Source organism: Actinomycetota bacterium (assembly GCA_019347675.1).
Classification (GTDB): Bacteria; Actinomycetota; Nitriliruptoria; order Nitriliruptorales; family JAHWKO01; genus JAHWKW01.
In genome coordinates this window covers 21,456-40,228 of record JAHWKW010000018.1, presented here as the reverse complement: position 1 = coordinate 40,228, position 18,773 = coordinate 21,456, and the positions used below count along the sequence as shown (strand labels likewise).

The following is an 18,773-nucleotide window of genomic DNA, read 5'->3' as shown; positions in this document are numbered from 1 at the left end:
TCCACGATCTGCGTCGATCCGGGTTCCGTGGCTCGTCGTTGCTCCCGGGTCCGTCCTGGGGACGATCGTGGTGTGCGGGGCGTGGACCCCGCCGGTCGGACGCAGGCCGTTCGGCCGGCGCCTACCAACGTATGGTCTCCGGTCCGGCTGGTTGGGTCAAACGGGCCGTCAGACCGGCTTCAGCTCGACGGGGACCGGGTCGCGGGTGTTGGCGTCGCGCGTGGCGGCCGAGTCGAAGTAGAAGTCCATCTCGGCGATCCGGCCGTCGCGGACGACGAAGACGATGCAGTCCTCGGTCTCACGCACCTTCCCGGTCTCGCCGCAGATGGCGTAGTTGTGGACCTCCACGACGCAGCGGTCACCGTCGCAGGTCCAGCGGTTGGGCGTCAGCGTCCACTTCTCCCAGTGCTCGAAGGCGAGCTTCAGATCGGTCATCAACACCATGTTGCCGTCGATGACCTCCTTGCCTCCGCCCGCCATGAAGTGCACGTCCAGCGTGCACAGCTCGCCACACGCTTCCGCGTCGTGCCGGTTGAACGCCCCGAGCCAAGCCTCGACCACGTCCCGTGGTTGCATCCGGTGGCCTTCCGTCGCCGTCAAGCTGCGTCCCCGGAGGCTACAGACGGCCGCGGTCGGCGAGAAGCGATCGTGCGCCACCATCCCGAGCGGGCGTGCCGCTGACGTCTCACCGCCAGCCTTGGACCTGCAGGATCACCCGACGCGGTCGGGCCTGGTCGAGCTCGATGAACATGATCCGCTGCCAGCGGCCCATGGCCAGTTCGCCGTTGACGACCGGGATGTGCTCCGACGCGGAACCCACGAGCATCGACTTGATGTGTGCGTGGCCGTTGACGGGTTCGCTCTCGGGGTCGTCGAGGTTCTCGGTGCGCAGCTCGTAGTCGTCGTGGCGGTAGTAGGCGTCGCTCGGCACGAGCCGTTCCATGAACAGCCGGAAGTCCTCGAGGAAGCACGTCTCGCGCTCGTTGATCTTGACCGCGCAGGTGGTGTGGGGCGTGTAGACGACGACCGTGCCCTCCTGCACGCCCGAGCCCTCGACCAGCTCACGGGCGTGCTCGGTGACGTCCAGGACGTGGAACGCGCGTTCCGTCTCGACGGCGATCGTCGCGCGGGCCAGGACGGGCGTGCGCTCGATCAGCTCGATCGAACCCTCCACGCGGATCTCGGTCGGCTCGGAACAGAACGCATCGGACGGAGCGTCGAGCTGCAGCAGCGCGTCGGAGTGGAGCGGACCCATGGAGCCTCCGTGGAGTCGGACGCGCGTGGTAGCCCCGGTCCCCGCATCACTCACGCGCCGATCGATGAGCAGATCGTCCGTAGGGTACCCGACCGCGGTGGGCACCTTGGAGTTCCCCCAGGCCGGTGACGACCGCGGCGGCACGGTCAGCCGCCCAGGATACGGTCGGCCAGGAGCTGGTTGACCAGCTGCGGGTTGGCTCGTCCGCGGGTCTCGCGCATCACCTGACCGACGAGCGCACCGATCGCCTTGGTGTTGCCCTCACGGATCGTGGCGGCGGTGTCCGGGTTGTCCGCGATGATGCGCTCGACCAGCGCGTCGAGCGCAGCCTCGTCGGAGATCTGTTGAATTCCGCGTTCTTCCACGATCCTGGTCGGGGCCGCTCCGGTCTCGAACACCGCGTCGAGGACCTCCCGACCGAGCTTGTGCGACAGCGTCTCGTCGTCGACCAGACGGACGAGCTCGCCGATGTGGTGACCCGTCACCGCGGTGTCGGCCGGTTCGGCTCCGCGCTCGTTGAGCTGCGCGACGACCTCGCCGGTCAGCCAGTTGGCGGTCGTCCGCGGGTCAGCGTCACCCGCCACGGCCTCGTCGTACCAGGCCAGCAGCCCGTAGGACACGATCGTCGCCGCCTGCGCGCCGTCGACCCCGGCCTCGACCAGCCGGCCGCGGGCGGTGGCGGGCAGCTCGGGGAGCGAGGCGTGGAGCTGCTCCACCCACGCCGCGCTCGACACGACCTCGACCAGGTCGGGATCGGGGAAGTATCGGTAGTCGGTCACGGCCTCCTTCCGGCGCAACAGCTCCGTCAGGCCGCGCTCCTCGTCCCAGTGGCGGGTCTCCTGCACGATCTGTCCGGCGGATTCCAGGACGTGGATCTGGCGCTCCGCCTCGTACGCGACCGCACGGACCAGCGACCGGGTGGAGTTGAGGTTCTTGATCTCGCAGCGCGTGCCGTAGGGCTCGCTGGTCCCGTCCGCAGCGACGCGGCGGACCGACACGTTGACGTCGCACCGCAACGACCCTTCCTCCATCTTGGCGTCCGAGATGCCCAGCGTCCGAACGATCCCCTGCAGCTCCCGGACGAAGGCACCCGCCTGCTCGGGGCTGCGGATGTCGGGCCTGGAGACGCATTCCAGCAGCGGGATGCCGCAGCGGTTGTAGTCGATCAGCGACTGTTCGGCGCCGTGGAGGCGTCCACCGCCGCCGCGGTGCTCCATCTTCCCGGTGTCCTCCTCCATGTGGACGCGTTCGATTCCGATGCGGGACGGGTCACCGTCGGTGTCGAGGTCGAGCCACCCGTCGGAGCACAGCGGGATGTCGTACTGGCTGATCTGGTAGTTCTTGGCCAGGTCGGGGTAGAAGTAGTTCTTGCGGTGGAACCAGCAGGTCGGGGCGATCGCGCAGTTGAGCGCCAGTCCCAGCCGCGCGGCGGACTCCACCGCTGCGGCGTTGGCCACCGGGAGCGCACCGGGCTGGCCGGTGCACACCGGGCACACCCGGGTGTTGGGCGGGGCGCCGAAGTCCGTGGCGCAGCCGCAGAACATCTTCGACGCGGTGCTCAGCTCGACGTGGACCTCGAGCCCGACCACCAGCTCCCAGCCGTCGGTCACGCCGCCACCTCCCCGGGGACCGCGACGGCGTTGGCGCCCCGGGGCATCGGGTCGAACCCGCTGGCCTGCTCGAAGGCCCACGCCACCCGCAGCGCCACATCCTCGCGCAACGCCGGGGCCATGATCTGCAGGCCGACCGGCAGGCCGGCGTCGTCCAAGCCGCTGGGCACGGAGATCGCCGGGATGCCCGCCAGGTTGGCCGGCACGGTCGCGATGTCGTTGAGGTACATCGCCAGGGGATCGTCGACCTTCTCTGCGATCGGGAACGCGACGTTGGGTGAGGTCGGGCTGACCAGGACGTCGACCTCGTCGAACGCGGCCTGGAAGTCGCGCAGGACGAGGGTTCGGACCTTCCCGGCCTGCAGGTAGTAGGCGTCGAAGTACCCGGCCGACAGCGCGTACGTCCCGATCATGATGCGCCGCTTCACCTCCGCGCCGAAGCCGTGAGCCCGTGTCGCCGCGTTCATCTCCTCGGTGGTGGGCGCATCGACGCGGAGGCCGTACCGGACCCCGTCGTAGCGTGCGAGGTTGCTCGACGCCTCCGACGGGGCGATCAGGTAGTAGGCCGGGAGCGCCAACGGGGCGTGTGGCAGTGAGCACTCGACGACGTCGGTACCCAGCGACTCGAGGGTCGCCAGGGCGTCACGGAAGCTGGCTGCGACGCCCGGCTCGTACCCCTCCCCGCCCAGCTCGCGGACGACCCCGACGCGCATCCCCCGGATGCTGTCACGGAGCGGGGCGACGACGTCGGGGGCCGGCTCCGGGATGGACGTCGAATCACGCGGGTCGTGACCGGCGATGACCTGGTGCAGCAGGGCGGCGTCCTCGACGGTCCGCGCCATCGGTCCGGCCTGGTCGAGGCTGGAGGCGAACGCGATCAGGCCGTACCGCGACACCACCCCGTAGGTGGGCTTGAGCCCCACCGTCCCGGTGACCGCGGCGGGCTGGCGGATGGATCCACCGGTGTCGGTCCCCAACGCCAGTGGCGCCTGCAGCGCGGCCACAGCGGCGGACGAACCGCCCGAAGAGCCCCCGGGGACGCGGTCGAGGTCCCAGGGGTTGCGGGACGGGCCGTACCCGGAGTTCTCTGTCGACGACCCCATGGCGAACTCGTCCATGTTCGTCTTCCCGACCACCACCACGTCGGCCGCGCGCAGACGTTCGACGACCGTGGCGTCGTAGGGTGGCCGCCAGCCTTCCAGGATCCGCGACCCACAGGTCGTTGGCACACCGCGGGTGACGAAGACGTCCTTCAGGGCCAGCGGAACGCCGGCCAGATCCCCGAGCGCCTCGCCGCGGGCGCGGCGTGCGTCGATGTCCGCGGCGTGTGCCCGGGCCGCGTCCGCGGTGACGTGCAGGAAGGCGTGGATGTCGCGCGGACCAGGCCCGGTGGGGTCACCGTCGACCTCGGCGATGCGGGCCAGGTGGGCGTCGACCACCTCGCGGGCGCTGACCTCGCCGATCGCCATCAGCCGGGCGAGCTCGGCGGCGGAACGGGCGATCAGCTCCATCACCCCTCCTCCGCCACGATCCGGGGGACAACGAAGCGGTCGTCTTCGACGGCGGGGGCAGCCGCCAGCAGGTCCTCGCGTGGCAGTGACTGCTCCACCCGGTCCTCGCGGAGGACGTTGTGCAGGGGGTACGGGTGTGAGGTGGCCACCACGTCGTCGGCGGCGACGTGTCCCACCTGCTCGGCGTACTCGAGGATCTTCGACAGTTGCGGTGCCAACCGTCGCACCTCGTCGTCGCTGAGCGCCAGCCGAGCCAGGGACGCGACGTAACGCACCTCTTCAGCGGACAGGGCCACGCAAGACCTCCGGGGGTTTCGGCACGTCGTGCCAGGGTAGGACAGAGCACGCGCAGCTCCTCGTGGCGCACGGTCTCACGGCTCCCACCGGCCGTCGGGCACCGGCTCGCCCGGAGGCTGACCGCGCTTCGGGTTCCAGGCGTACGCGACCGCCGGCTGGCGGCCGTCGGGACCGTCCACCTCGACCGTCACCCGGACGAACAGGTCACCTGCGGCCTCGATGTGGTCCGCGACGGACCTCAGCCTGGCGGCGGTTCGGGGTCCGCGGGGGCGGAGCAGCGTGCCGTGGACGGTGCCCTCGGCGTCGAACGTCGCAGCCGGCCAACCCATCGCGGTGGCGACGAGCCTGCCACGGCAGCGCGCCGGACCGACCACGTCGACCAGGTCGGCGATCGCCGGCCACCGTGAACGTCCCGGCCGCAACGTCCCGTACACGAACAGGTCTCGGGTCACGCCCCCGGTAGCGTCCCGGTCTCGAGCAGCGTGACGAAGGCCGCCTCGTCGACGACTGGGACCTCGAGCTGTTCGGCCTTGGCCAGCTTGGTGCCGGGATCCTCCCCCGCCACGACGACGTTGGTCCGCGACGACACGCTCGAGGTGACCTTCGCGCCCCGCGCTTCGAGCGCCTCCTTGGCCTGGTCTCGGGTGAAACCGGCCAAGGTTCCGGTCAGAACGACTGTCCACCCGCCCAGAAGCCCGCCGTCCTGCCGCCGTTGCACGTCGGTCCTGACGCCTGCCGCCTTCAAGCGGTCGATCAACCGCCGGTTGCGTTCGTCGCCGAGGAAGTCCGCAACCGACCGCGCGATCACCGGACCGATGTCGGGGGCGGCCGCGATCTGCTCGTCGGAGGCGGCCATCAGCGCATCGATCGAGCCGAAGTGCCGCGCCAGCGTGCGGGCGACGGTCGGGCCGACGTGGCGGATGTTGAGGCCGATCAGCAACCGGTCCAGGCCGCGGTCCTTGGACTCCTCGATGGAGTGCAGCAGCGCGCGTGCCTTCTTCTCGGCGAAGCCCGGCAGGTCCAGCAGCTGCTCCTCGGACAGGTCGTACAGGTCCGCGAGGCTGTGGACGATCCCCTCGTCCCGCAGCAGCTTGGCGGTCTCCTCGCCCAAGCCTTCGATGTCCATCGCCCCGCGGCTCGCGAAGTGCTCCAGCGCGCCCCACAGCCGCTGCGGGCAGTCCAGGTTCGGGCAGAACGTGTTGGCCTCCGCGTCCGGGCGGACCAGCTCGGTCGCGCAGAACGGGCAGTGGCTGGGCATGCGCCACGGCTCCAAGCCCGGGGGGCGCTTGGCGAGGACGGGCCCGACCACCTCCGGGATCACGTCACCCGCGCGGCGCACGATCACGGTGTCACCCGGGCGGACGTCCTTGGCGGCGACCTGGTCGTCGTTGTGCAGGGTGGCCATCGCCACGGTGACCCCGCCGACCGACACGGGTTCGAGGACCGCGAAGGGGGTGACCTTCCCGGTGCGGCCGACGTTGACCTGGATGCCGCGCAGCTGCGTCTCCTTCTCGACCGGAGGCAGCTTGTAGGCCACCGCCCATCGGGGTGCGCGGGCGGTGGTCCCCAGCTCCGCACGGTCGGCGAACGCATCGATCTTGACCACCACGCCGTCGATCTCGTAGCGGGGCGCGTGGCGCTGCCCGGTCCACCGCTTGACGTAGTCCATGATCTGATCGAGGTCGGCGACCACCTCGGTCTCGTCCGCGACGGTCAGGCCGACGCCGCGGAGCCACGCCAGCGACTCGCTGTGAGCGGTGAAAGCGATGCCCTCGGATGCGCCCAGCCCGTGACACACGACCTCCAGTGGTCGCGTGGCGGTGATGCGAGGATCCTTCTGACGCAGCGCCCCCGACGCGGCGTTCCGCGGGTTGGCGAACGCGGCCTCGCCACGCTCGATGCGCTCGGCGTTCATCGCCTCGAACTCGTCGACCGGGAAGCACACCTCGCCGCGGACCTCGACCACCTCGGGCGGGTCGGGGGTCGCCAGCCGGTACGGGACGTTGCGGATCGTCCGCACCTGCGGGGTGACGTCCTCGCCGGTGACGCCGTCACCGCGGGTGGCGGCGACCGCCAGGACACCGCGCCGGTAGGTCAACGAGATCGCGACGCCGTCCACTTTCAGCTCGCACACGTACCGGGGGACCAGGGCCAGGGAGCGCTCGACCCGGCGTTCCCAGGCGGCCAGCTCCTCGCGGTCGAAGACGTTGTCGAGCGAGAGCATCGGTTCCAGGTGGCGGTGCTCGGGGAACGCGGTGCTGCGTGGGGCGCCGACCTGCTGCGTCGGTGAGACGGCGGTCCGTAGCGCCGGGTAGGCGTCCTCGAGCTGGATGAGTTCGCGGAGCAGCGCGTCGTACTCGGCGTCCGACATCGGCGGATCGGACAGGACGTGGTAGCGGTAGTTCGATTCGTGCAGTGTCCGAGACAGCTCGTCGTGGCGCTGCCGGGCCGCGTCCAACCTGTCGGGGACGGCCGCCACCGGCTCAGCCGGGCCGGCGCCGGGTGGACTTCTTCGCGGACTTCTTCGTCGCCTTCTTGGTCGCCTTCTTGGTTGCCTTCTTGGTTGCCTTCTTGGTTGCCTTCTTCGCGGGCGCCTTCTTGGCCGCCTTCTCGGCCGCCTTCTTGGCGGGCGCCTTCGCCGCCTTCTTCGCCGGGCCCGCGACGGCCTTCTTGGCCGCCTTCTTCGCCGCCTTCTTCGCCCGGCGGGTGGTGGCCGTCTTCGTGGTCCTCTTGCCCACCCTCTTGGCCGGGCGGCTGGCTGCCTTCTTCGCCGCCTTCTTCGCCGGCTGCGCCGTGGCTTTTTTCGCGCGCTTCCTCGGCCCCAGCTCGGAAGCCGTCCCGGCCGGCTCGGCAGCCGACTCCTCGACGCGCTCCTCGCCCTCCTCGATGCGCTGCTCCTCGGCGCGCTCAGCTTCTTCTTCCCCGTGCTGGGTCGGTTCGTCGCCGGTCCCCGGCACCCGCTGTTCATCCCCAGGCTGTTGCACCTGTCCCTCCTCGCCCCCCGCGACTGCGTCCTCCACGACCGCCATGGCGAGCTCTTCTGCAGTGTCCTCCGGTTCCACCGCCGGCTCGGGAGTGATCTCCTCCGCCGGTTCCACCGCCGGCGCGGGCGTGATCTTCTCCGCCGGTTCCACCGCCGGCGCGGGCGTGATCTTCTCCGCCGGTTCCACCGCCGGCCCGCGCGTGATCTGCTCCCCACCATCAGCCGGCTCCACGGCTGGATGGAACAACCAGGGCGTGTCCGCCGCGGTGCGCTTGGGGAGGACCTCGGTCGGTTCGGGTCGGGTCTGGGCGGTCAGCGCTTCCAGGTCCGCTCGGAGCGCGTCCACGACCTCATCGAGGTCAGCGCTCTCGCCGCGGGTCGCGACCGAGTACCGCCGGATGATCTCCAGGTCCGTCAGGTAGACGCGGGCCACGCACGGTCCTTGTCGATGACGGCGGCATGGTAGTCGCCCACGTCAAAGGCCCCGTCAGCGCGCGGCGGCGCTCACCGCTGGACCACGGTCGGCCGCGACGATGGTGCCGCCGCCCAGACACTCGTCACCGTCGTAGAGCACGCAGGCTTGCCCCGCCGCCACGGCCTCGACCGGCTCGTCGAACGTCACGCGGTACCCGCCGTCGTGGGCGGTGAGCGCCGCGGCCACAGGCTCGCCGTGAGCCCGAAGCTGTGCCGTCACCGGCCCCAGCGGCGGTGAACCACGCACCCAGTTGACCGTCGCCAGGTCCACCATCGGGCAGGCCAACGCCTCCCGGGGGCCGACAACCACGGCGTTGCGGGTGCGGTCCAGGGCGACGACGTAGTGGCGCTCGTGGCTGTTCAGCCCGAGCCCGCGGCGCTGACCGACCGTGTACCGCCAGATCCCCTCGTGCTCCCCGAGCACCGTGCCGTCGAGATCCAGCACCGGCCCGGGGACGACCGGGAGACGCGCACGCAGGTACCCGGCGGTGTCGCCGTCGGGGACGAAGCACAGGTCGTAGGACTCCGGCTTCGACGCCACCCGCAAGCCGCGCGTCTCCGCGGCGGCCCGGACCTGATCCTTGGTCAGCTCCCCGACGGGGAACCGCGACCGGGCCAGCTGGTCGAAGGTCGCGACGTACAGGACGTAGGTCTGGTCCTTGGCCCGGTCGGCAGCCCGCAGTAGCCGGCTCCGCCCCGCCCCATCGCGGCGCAGCCGGACGTGGTGGCCCGTGGCCATCGCATCGAACCCCAGCGCGGTGGCACGCCCCAGGAGTGCCGCGTACTTCACGTTGCGGTTGCACGAGATGCACGGGTTGGGTGTGCACCCCGCCGCGTAGGCGCTTGCGAACGGGTCCTGCACCTCACGGACGAACAGATCCTGCAGATCCCACACGTAGAAGGGGATGCCAAGCTGCTGGGCGACCCGACGGGCGTCCTGAGCATCGTCGAGCGTGCAGCACCCGTGGCCGGGAACCTGGCGGTCGGCGGGCACGTCGGCGAGCTTGAGGTGCACGCCGGTGACGTCGTGGCCCTCCTCCACCAGCAGGGCAGCAGCCACGGACGAGTCGACGCCGCCGCTCATCGCGACGAGGACGTTCATGACAGCCCTCCCCCGCCGGCGGCGCGCAGGTGCGCCACCGCGTCGGCGATGATCGACAGCGCCGCGTCGACGTCGTCTTCTGTGGTGGTCCAACCCAGCGAGAGTCGCAGCGACGCCAGGTCGTCGAGCCCCGTGGCCACCAGGACGTGGCTGGCGCGGTTGGCGCCCGAGTGACACGCTGAGCCGGTCGAGGCGCACACGCCGGCCCGGTCGAGCGCGAACAGCAGCGCTTCGCCGTCGACACCCTCGATCGACACGTGCACGTGCGACGACAGCCGGCACGCCGGATCCGCCGGTCCGTTACGGCGCACCCCGGTGATCGCCAGCAACCCGTGGGCCAACCGCGCGCTCAACGCCATCAGGCGTTCGTGGACGGCGACCCGGTCCGCCGCGGCGGCCGTCACCGCCGCGGCGCAGGCGGCGTCGAGCGCCGCCGCGAACGTCCCCGACCGCACTCCGCGGTCCTGGCCGCCGCCGTGCAGCACGGGGACCACCGGCACCCCCCGGCGCAGGTAGGCCACACCGACCCCGCCCGGACCGCCGAACTTGTGGGCCGAGAGCGCCAGCCCGTCGACCGGCCAGGCCGCCACGTCCACCTGGCAGGTCGCGAACGCCTGCACCGCATCGACGTGCAGCCGCACGCCGCGGTCGCGGAGCGCCGTCCCCAGCGTCGCGACGTCGTTGACGGACCCGAGCTCGTTGTTGGCGGCCATGACCGCGACCACCGCGGTGTCGTCGCGGACGGCCGCCAGGACCTGCTCGACATCCACCCGGCCGTCGCGCTGCGGGGCGACCTCCGTGAGGGTGAACCCCTGCCCGGCCGCCAGCCAGCGCGCCGAATCGAGCACGGCGGGATGCTCGACAGCCGACACCACCAGGTGTCGCCGTCCGGCCTGCGCCCCGGCCCAGGCCAGGCCCTTGACGGCCAGGTTGTCGGCCTCGGTCCCGCCGGAGGTGAACACGATGTCGGCCGGTGATGCGCCGAGCACCTGGGCGATGCGTTCGCGGGCCTCCTCGACCGCGACGCGGGCTGCCTGCCCGGCAGTGTGCGCCGACGAGGCGTTCCCGAGCCTGGCGTCGGGATCCAGCCACCGCGCCAGCGCCGCCCGGGCCTCGGGGCGCGGGACGGTGGTGGCGGCGTGGTCGAGGTAGATCACGACAGGTTTCTTCGACGCGGGAACGTTTCCCGATGGTACGGCCGACGACCCTCGCTGGCCGGCCCCGACGCTGTGGTCGTCCCTACGAGGCGCGCACCACCCGGCGGACGGTCCCGTCGGCGAGAGTGACGTACACCTCGCCGGCGTTGTCACGCCCGAAGCTGGTGACCCGCGCGGCCGTGTCCATCCAGTGGCGCTCGTCGGTGACGGCGCCGTGGCGTTCGTGGAACCCGCGGATCCAACCGGCGCAGAAGTCGCCGTAGACGTACTGGCCACGCAGCTCGGGGATCGCCGACCCGCGGTACACCACCCCGCCGATCACCGCACAGGTCCCGTTGAGCGGGTACTCGAACACCGGGTCGGTCAGGCCGCTCGCCGGGCAGCCGGCACGGTCGGGGTCGAAGCCGTGCGCGCCTTCCCGGCACGGCCACCCGAAGTTCGTCCCGGTGGCGTCCCAGGCGACCACGTCGATCTCCTCGTAGCGGGCTTGCCCCACGTCTCCGATCACGACCGTGCCGTCGGGCGGGTCGAACGAGAAGCGGTAGGGGTTGCGCAGCCCGTACATCCAGGTCCGCCAGTCTCCGCTGGCGGCATCCAAGCGCACGATCGCGCCCAGCGGCGTCTCCGGCCGCTGGGCGTTGTCGTAGGCGTCGCCGCTCCCGCCGCCGTCTCCCAGCGCCAGGTACAACGCGCCGTCGGGCCCGAACTCCAGCGATCCGCCGTTGTGGTTGGTGGCGGGCTGGTCCCAGCGGAACAGGGTCCGTGGGGTTCTGCCGTCGCGGTTGTACTCGGCGACCACGGTGTCACCGGCGCTGTCGGTGTAGTGCACGAAGTACCGGCCGGTGTTGGCGTACGCGGGGTCGAACGCCAGGCCGAGCAGGCCCTGTTCCTGGCCGGCGCTCGAGACCAGTCCGCGGATATCCAGGAAGACGCTGCCGTCGAGGAAGCGGATCCGCCCGGCACGCTCGGTGACGTAGATCCGGTCGTCGCCGGGCGCGCCGGTGACGTGGGTGGGGAACTCGAAGCCGCTCCCGACCTGGTGCAGGCCCAGCGCCAGGTCGACCAGCGCGAACCCGATCTGGCCCAGAACCTCGTCGGCGACCGCGGCCGGCCCTCCTGCCACGCGGACACGCTGGATCGCCCCGCGGTGCGCCTCGGCCCAGGCCTTGGTGTCGGCCGAGTCGACCAGGTCGTCGCCACCGACCAGCACGAGCAACCCCCCGAGCGACACCGCGGTGGGTCCGGCAGCCAGCCCGTCGGGGAAGTTGCCCCCGGTGGCCGCCACGACGGTGGCGCGGCGGGCACCGTGTGTGACCGCGATGTCGGCGAGGGCGGTGGAGGTCGCGAACCGGTTGGGCCCGGCGATGCGGTCGCGGCGGGGCGCGTCCAGCTGTCCCTCGGTGGTCTCGGGGATGGCGGCCGTCCCCCCCACCACGGTGGCGTGCTCGGCGCCGAGGTCGCGCAAGGTCGCGTTGGTGACCTCGGGCACCCGGTCGCGGTCGGTCAACAGCAGCGGCCAGCGGGCGTGCCCAGCCAGGCCTCCGGCTGCGAGCGCGTCCGGCCAGGCACGGGACGGATCGGGATGCGCGCCCAGCGCCACCAGGACCCGCTGGCCGGCCGGTATCCCCGCGGACCGCCACAGGTCCACGGCGCGCCGGGCAGCCTGCGCTGCGGTGGTCATCCGTTCGGGGCCGGCGACCCGTTCGACCTCCACGCCCATGGCCTGCAGCTCGGATCGGACCGTCTCTGACTGCACCGCCGACCCGCCCATCAGGAAGGCCCGGCGGGCCCCCAGGCGCTGCACCTCCTCACGGACCGAGCCGTGCAGGCGCTCACGGAGGTTGAGGAGAACCGGTCCGCCTGCCGCCGACGCCAGGGGCGCGGCCGCCAGCGCGTCGGGGAAGTCGAAGCCGAACGCCACCACGACCGCCGGGGCGCCGGCGGGGAACGCCGCTCGCGATAGCGCCACCGAGGTCTCGATGCGGCCCGTGCCCGGTCCACCGAAGAAGCGGGAGACGTCCGCCGGCGCGGCCCCGCCGGCGGGGGTGCCCGGCACGAGGAGCGCCGCGGCGGACGCCAGCACGGCGATCGCGATGACGACAGGTCGGATCACGGTTGTCCTGTCGGCATCCGCGGACGGCTGTCGACGAGCAGGCCGTGGGTCGCCACGGCCGCGTTCACGTCGGCGGAGTCGTTGATGAGCAACTGCAGCGGGGAGTGCCCGACCGCGTCGGTGAGCCGCCGGTCGATATCCACCAGCGCTTGCGGCTGCATCGATGTCGAGAGGTGAACGACGTAGGCGTCACCGGTCCGGCGCGCGGTCGGTCCGCGCAGCTCGACCTGCCAGGCGTCCACGCGTTCGTCGCCGGCCAGGACGGCACCCGCTCCGCGGACGTCGATGCGTTCGGACCCTGCGGGGGTCGCCAGGCGCGGCTCCCATGCCGCCTCGGTCACGGGGCCCAGCACCCGCGGGACGGTGCGGCCACACCCGGAGCAGACGGTGTCGTCGAGGCCGGCGACCCGGTCCCCGGTCCGGTAGCGGATCAGGCCGGTGCCGTGCCAGCCGGCCGAGGTGTAGGTCAGGTCGCCGGCGCCGTCGCTGGTGCGGCCGGTCGCAGGGTCGAGGACCTCCAGGACCTCCAGATCCGGGTACGTGTGCAGTCCCGTGGCTCGGCCCGCGTCGGCGCACTCGGCCCACAGCGATCGGCCCCCCGCCGGGGCCCACAGGGCCAGTACCCGCACCGTCGGGGCGCTCCCGGCGGCGCGCCACGCGTCGGCCACCGCATGGCGCCGCTCGTCGTCGGGGGGCACGCCCACCACGACGACCATGCGGACCTCGCCGAGGTCCGCCCCGCTGCCGGCGGCCACCGCCGCGAGCGCCACCGCGTCGGCGGTCGGGACCGCGACGGCCGTGGCGGGCACGCGGCGGAACGCCCAGACGGTGTCGTCCACGGGGCGGCCGTGCCCACGGGCGTGCACGGCCAGCAGCGACGAGCCCAACGCCAGGTGGTACAGGCCCCAGAACCGCAGGGTCCCGTCGGCCGGGACCGCCGAGACCAGGTAGTCGTCGCTGCTGAGGCCCAGGACCTGCGCCGCCCGCGCGCCGGTGCGGTGCAGGCGGTCGAGGTCGGTCCGCGTGTAGGCGATCGTCAGCTGACCGTCGCGTCCGGCGGGGTGCAGGTGGATCGGCTTGTACTCGGTCAGCAGTGCCGTCCGCTTGCCGGCTGCGCCGCGCCGGCGGATGCCCCGGGCGACCTGCAGCAGCGTCCCGAACGTCGCGCCCGCCTTGACCTGCTTCTCGGTGGGTCGCAGGACCAGGGCCGGGCTGCCTGGCCCTCCCGCGCCCACCACGTTGGCCTCACGGACGGGGGGGATCGTCTCGAGGTCGGCGCCGGAACGCACCCGGGCGGGATCGACCCCGACGCGGTCGAGGTAGCTGGCCCAGAACGGGCTGAACGAGGTGACCGCCGGGATCCACCCGCCCAGGACCATCGCGCGCACACGGTCGCGTTCCGCCGGGGTGCGGCGGTCCCAGGTCGCGACCACACCGATCCCTCCCGATCGAGCGCGCCAGCCTACCGGCAGCACCTGCGGCGCTGGGGAGCGTCCGCGGCGACGCGGCCGGCCGGCTGTCAGCCCTTGCGCGCCTCGATCTCCTCGATCAGCTTGGGCACGACCTGGTACAGGTCACCGACCACACCGAAGTCAGCGATCTGGAAGATGGGCGCCTCAGGGTCCTTGTTGATCGCGACGATCAGCTGTGCGGTCTGCATCCCGGCCCGGTGCTGGATCGCCCCGGAGATCCCACAGCCGATGTACAGCTGCGGGGAGATGGTCTTTCCCGTCTGCCCGATCTGGTGGCGGTGTGCGATCCACCCGGCGTCGGCCGCGGCACGGGACGCGCCGACCCCGGCGCCGAGGGTGTCGGCGAGCCGGCCGATCAGCTCGAAGCCCGATGCGTCGCCGAGCCCGCGCCCGCCAGCGACGACGGTCGAGGCCTCGCCGACGTCCGGCCGGCCGCCCTCGGCCTGGGTGACCGCCTCCACCACCCGGGACCGTTTCGCGTCGTCGGACAGGGCGACGTCGAGCGGAACGACCTCCGCGGGGCCGTCCCCGCGTGCCTCGGCCACGAACGCGTTCGGCTTCACGCCGATCAGCGCGATGCGATCGCCGCGGACGTGCGAGCGGGTGATGGTCGCGCCGCCGAACACGTCCTTGACCACGTTCAGGTCACCGTCGACGAGCTCGAGGTCGGACGCGTCGGTGATGACGCCGGCTTCGAGGCGGACCGCCAGGCGGGCCGCGACGTCCTTGTAGAAGTTGGCGGAGGGGAACAGCACCCGGCGTGCATCCGATCCCCGGAGAACCTGTTGCACCGCCTCCACCATGGGGAGGGTGACGTACGCGGTGGCGTCGGCCGAATCCCACGCGTAGACCCGGTCGGCTCCGAACGTCCCGGCCGTTTCTGCGGTTGCGGATGCGCCGGGGCCCACGGCGATCGCGGCGACCGTGTCACCGGCCTGGGTTGCCAGCTCTCGCGCCTTGGTGAGCATCTGGGTCGAGACCTTGCGTGTCCTGCCCTGGTCGTGGTCGATGAGGACCAGCAGCTCGCTCACGGGCACACCTCCGTCGCGGTCTTAGGAGCCCGAAGACAGCTCCTCTCGCGCCGCTCCTGCGGAGCGTCGCTCACGGGCACACCTCCGTCGCGGTCTTAGGAGCCCGAAGACAGCTCCTCTCGCGCCGCTCCTGCGGAGCGTCGCTCACGCGACCGGCTCCTTGGGTGCTGCGACGCTCTCAGATGATCTTGTGCTCGACGAGCCACTCAGCGAGCGCCTTCGCGCCAACCTCCCCGCTGCCGTCATCCTCGACCTTCTTCCCGGCCTCCTTGGGGGGGCGGGGTGCGAAGTCGAGGATCTCCGCCCATGCGTTGGACAACCCGACCTCGGAGGGCGGGACGTCGACGTCCGCCAGCGACCGCACGTCGACGGGCTTGGACTTGGCCGCCATGATCCCCTTGAACGACGGGTAGCGCGGCTCGTTGATCGCCTCCACGACCGACACCACGGCCGGGAGCGTGGACCGCACGACGTCCCACCCTTCGTCGCTCTCGCGGTGGACCACCACCGAGTCGCCGTCGACCTCGAGCTTGCGGGCGTAGGTGAGCGCCGGGAGGCCCAACAGCTCCGCGACCGCAGCCGGGACGATCGAGGTGCGCGCATCGGTGGCCTGGGCGCCCATCAGCACGAGGTCGAACTCCTCGTGGCGGAGCGCTGCGGCGATCACCCTCGCGGTGGCGATGGCGTCGGATCCCGCGATGGCCGCATCGCTGATGTGGACGGCCGAGTCGAGCCCGTACGACAGCGCCTTGCGGATCACCGACTGGGCGTTGTCAGGTCCCATCAGCAGGGCCCGCAGCTCGGCCCCGTGCCGCTCCTTCAGGCGGACCGCCTCCTCGATGGAGTACTCGTTCATCGGGCACAGCACCGAGTCGACCGCGTCCCGGTCGAGGGTGCGGTCCTCGGGGTCGAGCGGCTTCTCGCCGGCGGTGTCGGGGACCCGCTTGACCGCGACGATGACCTTCACCGACATCCCTTCCTCACCGGAGATGGCTGACGCTACTTGCGTCGCCAGCGATGAGCGCTTGCTGCGGCCGCGTGTGGGCACTCACGAGCCGGTTCGGGCTCGGGCGTACCACGCTTGCTACCGTTCGCGCCACGGGACCGTCAAATCCCGGACAGACCCACGAGGACGGCCATGACCACCACCTTGTCCCTGCTGACCTTGACCGGCGAACGCACCGTCCCCGACGTGGCAGATGAGCGGTACTGGTTCGAGCGGCACATCGTCGCCTACCGGCTGGCGGCCGCCAAGGCACCCGGCCTGACCGTCCTGGACGCCGGCTGCGGCGAGGGATACGGCGCTGCGGCGCTCGCCGCAGCCGGGGCGGCTCGGGTCGTCGCCGTCGACGTCGACCCGCAGGTCGCACCCCACGTCGCCCGCCGCTACCCGCAGGTGGAGGCGGTCGAGGCAGAACTCAGCGACCTGCCGCTACCCGACGACAGCTTCGACCTGGTCGTATCCCTCCAGGTCATCGAGCACGTCTGGGACGTCGAGGCGTTCCTCGCCAGCCTGTGCCGCGTGCTGCGGCCGGGCGGTGAGCTGGTCGTCTCGACCCCCAACCGGCTGACGTTCACACCGGGGTCCGACACGCCCATCAATCCCTTCCACGTCCGCGAGTTCACGGCCGATGAGCTGCGGGCGACGCTGACCGAAGCCGGTTTCCACGTCGGATGCCTGCTCGGCGTCCACCACGGCACGTTGCTGCGGACGGCCGACCGGATGCTCCGCGACGCCGTCCCACATGTGCTGGCGGGCAGCCCACCCGAGTCGTGGCCGGCAGGCGTTCGTCGACTGGTGCACCGCGTCGATGCGTCGTGGTTCGAGCTCCGTGAGGATGCACTCGACGCCAGCCTGGACCTGATCGCGCTGTGCCGGCTCCCACGGCCAGAAGCGCCTGGCGTCGACGTCCCCGACGCTCATGACCGGCGTCCATCAGAGGCACCGTCGGGCTGAGCGCCACCCGACCGTCGAAAACTCTCCGTCGTTGCGGCTACACAAGCGGGGACGATGACGTATCCTGTTGACAACGACCCGGAGGGGTACGACGGGGCCTGCTCCCACCAACCGCTGGCGGCGACGTCCCGTCGCCGCCAGACTTCTGCGTGCCGCCGTGCTGGTCGGGCCGGTTGTGGTCGCCGTGTTCACGTCGTGGACCCTGGCGGGGCTCCTGCCTCGGCCGACGACGATCTTCGGGGTCGTCCTGGCCTGGTTGGCGCTGGCAGCCACCGCGTTGGCAGCGTTGTGGCTCGTCGAACGGCTGGCACGTCGCCTGCTCCCCCTGTCCTACCTGCTCGACCTGTCGCTGCTGTTCCCCGGAGAAGCCCCGGACCGCTTCCGCCTGGCACTGCGCTCGGGAGGGGTACGCCAGCTCCGCGCCCTGGCCGCGGACTCCGCCGCGGACTCCACGGACGGCGGTGATGGGGCCAACCCCGCGGCGGCGACCATCCTGGCGCTGATGGCGAACCTCAGCAGCCACGACCGCAGCACCCGCGGGCACTCCGAACGGGTCCGGGCCTATGCCGAGGTGCTCGGCCGGGAGCTCGGCATCGACGGTGGCGACCTCGACCGGCTGCGCTGGGCCGCGCTGCTGCACGACATCGGAAAGCTGGCGGTCCCCGCCCAGACGCTGAACAAGGACGGGGAGCCGGACGACAAGGAATGGGAGGTGATCCGCCGCCATCCCGACCACGGTGCCGACATCGCCGCGGGGTTACTGCCCTGGCTGGGTGAATGGGGCCAGGCGATCCGCCAGCACCACGAGCACTTCAACGGCGGCGGCTACCCGCGCGGTCTCGCCGGGCAGGAGATCTCACTCGCCGCCCGCGTCGTGTCGGTCGCAGACGCGTTCGAGACGATGACCGGCCACCGGCCGTACCGCGCGCCGATGGGGATGGCAGCCGCCCGCGAAGAGCTGACGCGGTGCGCCGGTACCCACTTCGACCCCGATGTCGTCCGTGCCTTCCTGAGTCTGTCGATCCCCAGGCTTCAGCGCGTCGCCGGGCCGCTGGCGTGGTTGTCGGGCGTCCCGCTGTTGCGCAACATCAGCCACGTCGCGCGGCCCGCGTTCGCCAACAGCAGCGCCACGGCCGGCGTCGCGGTGGCCGCGATCGCGACCGCCACGCTCGGGGCGGGGCTTTTGCCCCAGCGCACCGCGGCGCCCCGGACCGCCGGGGTCGGCGACGTCCCACCGGCCGTCGCCGATGTGCCCTCGACACGCATGGATGGTCGTCCCGCGGCCGCCGAGATCCACACCTTCCTCGAGGCCGACCGCGACACCGCAGAGACGGCGTCTCACCCCGCCGACCAGCAGGATCGCCCGACGGTGGGTGACACCCTGTCCTCGACGTCGAGCGGCATCGAGACCAGCCGAGCCGGTGCGGGCGGGACGACGGCTCCGTCCGGCGCGACGACGTCTGGGACGGCACCGTCCGCGGATCCCGGCTCGACGTCGGGGACACCGTCCTCGGATCCCGGCTCGACGTCGGGGACGGCACCGTCCTCGGGTCCCGCACCGATCTCCCAGCCCGGCGCACCACCCGGGTCGGTGTCCGAGCCGGCGCCAGATGACAGTGGATCCTCGGAGCCGGCGCGCGACGACAGCCGGAATCGGATGGGCCCGCCTGATCCCCACCCGGGTGGCGGCTCCGACAACGAGCCCCGCGCAGATCCACCCCCACACGCCAGCGCCGATCCTGAGCCCGATCCGGGGCCGGGCGGCGCCCATCCGTCGCCTCGTTGAGAGCTGAGCCGGGAAGGCGCCGCGG

At 72.0% G+C, this 18,773-nt stretch carries 16 protein-coding genes; 2 read left to right on the top strand and 14 right to left on the bottom strand.

What is annotated here, in order from left to right; translation table 11 throughout:
• Nucleotides 1-168: 168 nt before the first annotated feature.
• From KY462_12975 to KY462_12910, 14 genes are all read right to left on the bottom strand, one after another.
• The gene (locus KY462_12975) at nt 169-576 is read right to left on the bottom strand and encodes a nuclear transport factor 2 family protein (protein MBW3578625.1); all 408 of its coding nucleotides are present in this window, start codon (nt 574-576) and stop codon (nt 169-171) included.
• Nucleotides 577-685: 109 nt separating this feature from the next.
• Nucleotides 686-1,255, bottom strand: coding sequence for a secondary thiamine-phosphate synthase enzyme YjbQ (locus KY462_12970; protein ID MBW3578624.1), 570 nt, complete (start codon nt 1,253-1,255; stop codon nt 686-688).
• 146 nt (nt 1,256-1,401) lie between these two features.
• Nucleotides 1,402-2,865 carry an Asp-tRNA(Asn)/Glu-tRNA(Gln) amidotransferase subunit GatB gene (gene gatB, locus KY462_12965; GenBank protein ID MBW3578623.1) on the bottom strand — a complete coding sequence of 488 codons (1,464 nt, stop codon included), beginning with the start codon at nt 2,863-2,865 and terminating at the stop codon, nt 1,402-1,404.
• Complete coding sequence (gene gatA, locus KY462_12960) at nt 2,862-4,376, bottom strand: Asp-tRNA(Asn)/Glu-tRNA(Gln) amidotransferase subunit GatA (GenBank protein ID MBW3578622.1); 1,515 nt, start codon at nt 4,374-4,376, stop codon at nt 2,862-2,864. The genes gatB and gatA overlap by 4 nt, the downstream gene beginning before the upstream one ends.
• A complete protein-coding gene (gene gatC / locus KY462_12955; GenBank protein MBW3578621.1) occupies nt 4,376-4,672 on the bottom strand; it encodes an Asp-tRNA(Asn)/Glu-tRNA(Gln) amidotransferase subunit GatC in 297 nt (98 codons plus the stop codon). The genes gatA and gatC overlap by 1 nt, the downstream gene beginning before the upstream one ends.
• A gap of 75 nt (nt 4,673-4,747) precedes the next feature.
• Nucleotides 4,748-5,125, bottom strand: a complete 378-nt coding sequence (locus KY462_12950; protein ID MBW3578620.1) for a gamma-glutamylcyclotransferase — start codon at nt 5,123-5,125, stop codon at nt 4,748-4,750.
• The gene (gene ligA / locus KY462_12945) at nt 5,122-7,152 is read right to left on the bottom strand and encodes an NAD-dependent DNA ligase LigA (GenBank protein ID MBW3578619.1); all 2,031 of its coding nucleotides are present in this window, start codon (nt 7,150-7,152) and stop codon (nt 5,122-5,124) included. The genes KY462_12950 and ligA overlap by 4 nt, the downstream gene beginning before the upstream one ends.
• A 4-nt stretch (nt 7,153-7,156) precedes the next feature.
• The gene (locus KY462_12940) at nt 7,157-8,089 is read right to left on the bottom strand and encodes a hypothetical protein (GenBank protein ID MBW3578618.1); all 933 of its coding nucleotides are present in this window, start codon (nt 8,087-8,089) and stop codon (nt 7,157-7,159) included.
• A 54-nt stretch (nt 8,090-8,143) separates the two neighbouring features.
• On the bottom strand, nt 8,144-9,232 hold the full coding sequence (gene mnmA, locus KY462_12935) for a tRNA 2-thiouridine(34) synthase MnmA (protein MBW3578617.1): 1,089 nt from the start codon (nt 9,230-9,232) through the stop codon (nt 8,144-8,146).
• Nucleotides 9,229-10,389: a cysteine desulfurase gene (locus tag KY462_12930; GenBank protein ID MBW3578616.1), complete on the bottom strand. Its 1,161-nt coding sequence runs from the start codon at nt 10,387-10,389 to the stop codon at nt 9,229-9,231. Before KY462_12930 ends, mnmA begins: the two co-directional genes overlap by 4 nt.
• A gap of 82 nt (nt 10,390-10,471) precedes the next feature.
• Nucleotides 10,472-12,502: a cell wall-binding repeat-containing protein gene (locus KY462_12925; GenBank protein MBW3578615.1), complete on the bottom strand. Its 2,031-nt coding sequence runs from the start codon at nt 12,500-12,502 to the stop codon at nt 10,472-10,474.
• Nucleotides 12,499-13,935 (bottom strand): hypothetical protein, encoded by a 1,437-nt coding sequence (locus tag KY462_12920; GenBank protein MBW3578614.1) that lies wholly within the window; start codon nt 13,933-13,935, stop codon nt 12,499-12,501. Before KY462_12920 ends, KY462_12925 begins: the two co-directional genes overlap by 4 nt.
• Nucleotides 13,936-14,021: 86 nt before the next feature.
• The gene (locus KY462_12915) at nt 14,022-15,005 is read right to left on the bottom strand and encodes an electron transfer flavoprotein subunit alpha/FixB family protein (GenBank protein ID MBW3578613.1); all 984 of its coding nucleotides are present in this window, start codon (nt 15,003-15,005) and stop codon (nt 14,022-14,024) included.
• Nucleotides 15,006-15,183: 178 nt separating this feature from the next.
• Nucleotides 15,184-15,972, bottom strand: a complete 789-nt coding sequence (locus KY462_12910; protein MBW3578612.1) for an electron transfer flavoprotein subunit beta/FixA family protein — start codon at nt 15,970-15,972, stop codon at nt 15,184-15,186.
• A 171-nt stretch (nt 15,973-16,143) separates the two neighbouring features.
• Between KY462_12910 and KY462_12905 the strand changes: the two genes are divergently transcribed.
• The gene (locus tag KY462_12905) at nt 16,144-16,962 is read left to right on the top strand and encodes a class I SAM-dependent methyltransferase (GenBank protein ID MBW3578611.1); all 819 of its coding nucleotides are present in this window, start codon (nt 16,144-16,146) and stop codon (nt 16,960-16,962) included.
• Between the two features lie 157 nt (nt 16,963-17,119).
• Nucleotides 17,120-18,748 carry an HD domain-containing protein gene (locus KY462_12900; GenBank protein MBW3578610.1) on the top strand — a complete coding sequence of 543 codons (1,629 nt, stop codon included), beginning with the start codon at nt 17,120-17,122 and terminating at the stop codon, nt 18,746-18,748.
• Nucleotides 18,749-18,773 lie beyond the last annotated feature (25 nt).

Excerpts from the sequence above, each read along its gene's own strand:
- KY462_12975 (MBW3578625.1), bottom strand. The coding sequence starts at position 576 with ATGCAACCACGGGACGTGGTCGAGGCTTGGCTCGGGGCGTTCAACCGG.
- KY462_12970 (MBW3578624.1), bottom strand. The coding sequence starts at position 1,255 with ATGGGTCCGCTCCACTCCGACGCGCTGCTGCAGCTCGACGCTCCGTCC.
- gatA (MBW3578622.1), bottom strand. The coding sequence starts at position 4,376 with ATGGAGCTGATCGCCCGTTCCGCCGCCGAGCTCGCCCGGCTGATGGCG.
- mnmA (MBW3578617.1), bottom strand. The coding sequence starts at position 9,232 with ATGAACGTCCTCGTCGCGATGAGCGGCGGCGTCGACTCGTCCGTGGCT.
- KY462_12905 (MBW3578611.1), top strand. The coding sequence starts at position 16,144 with ATGACCACCACCTTGTCCCTGCTGACCTTGACCGGCGAACGCACCGTC.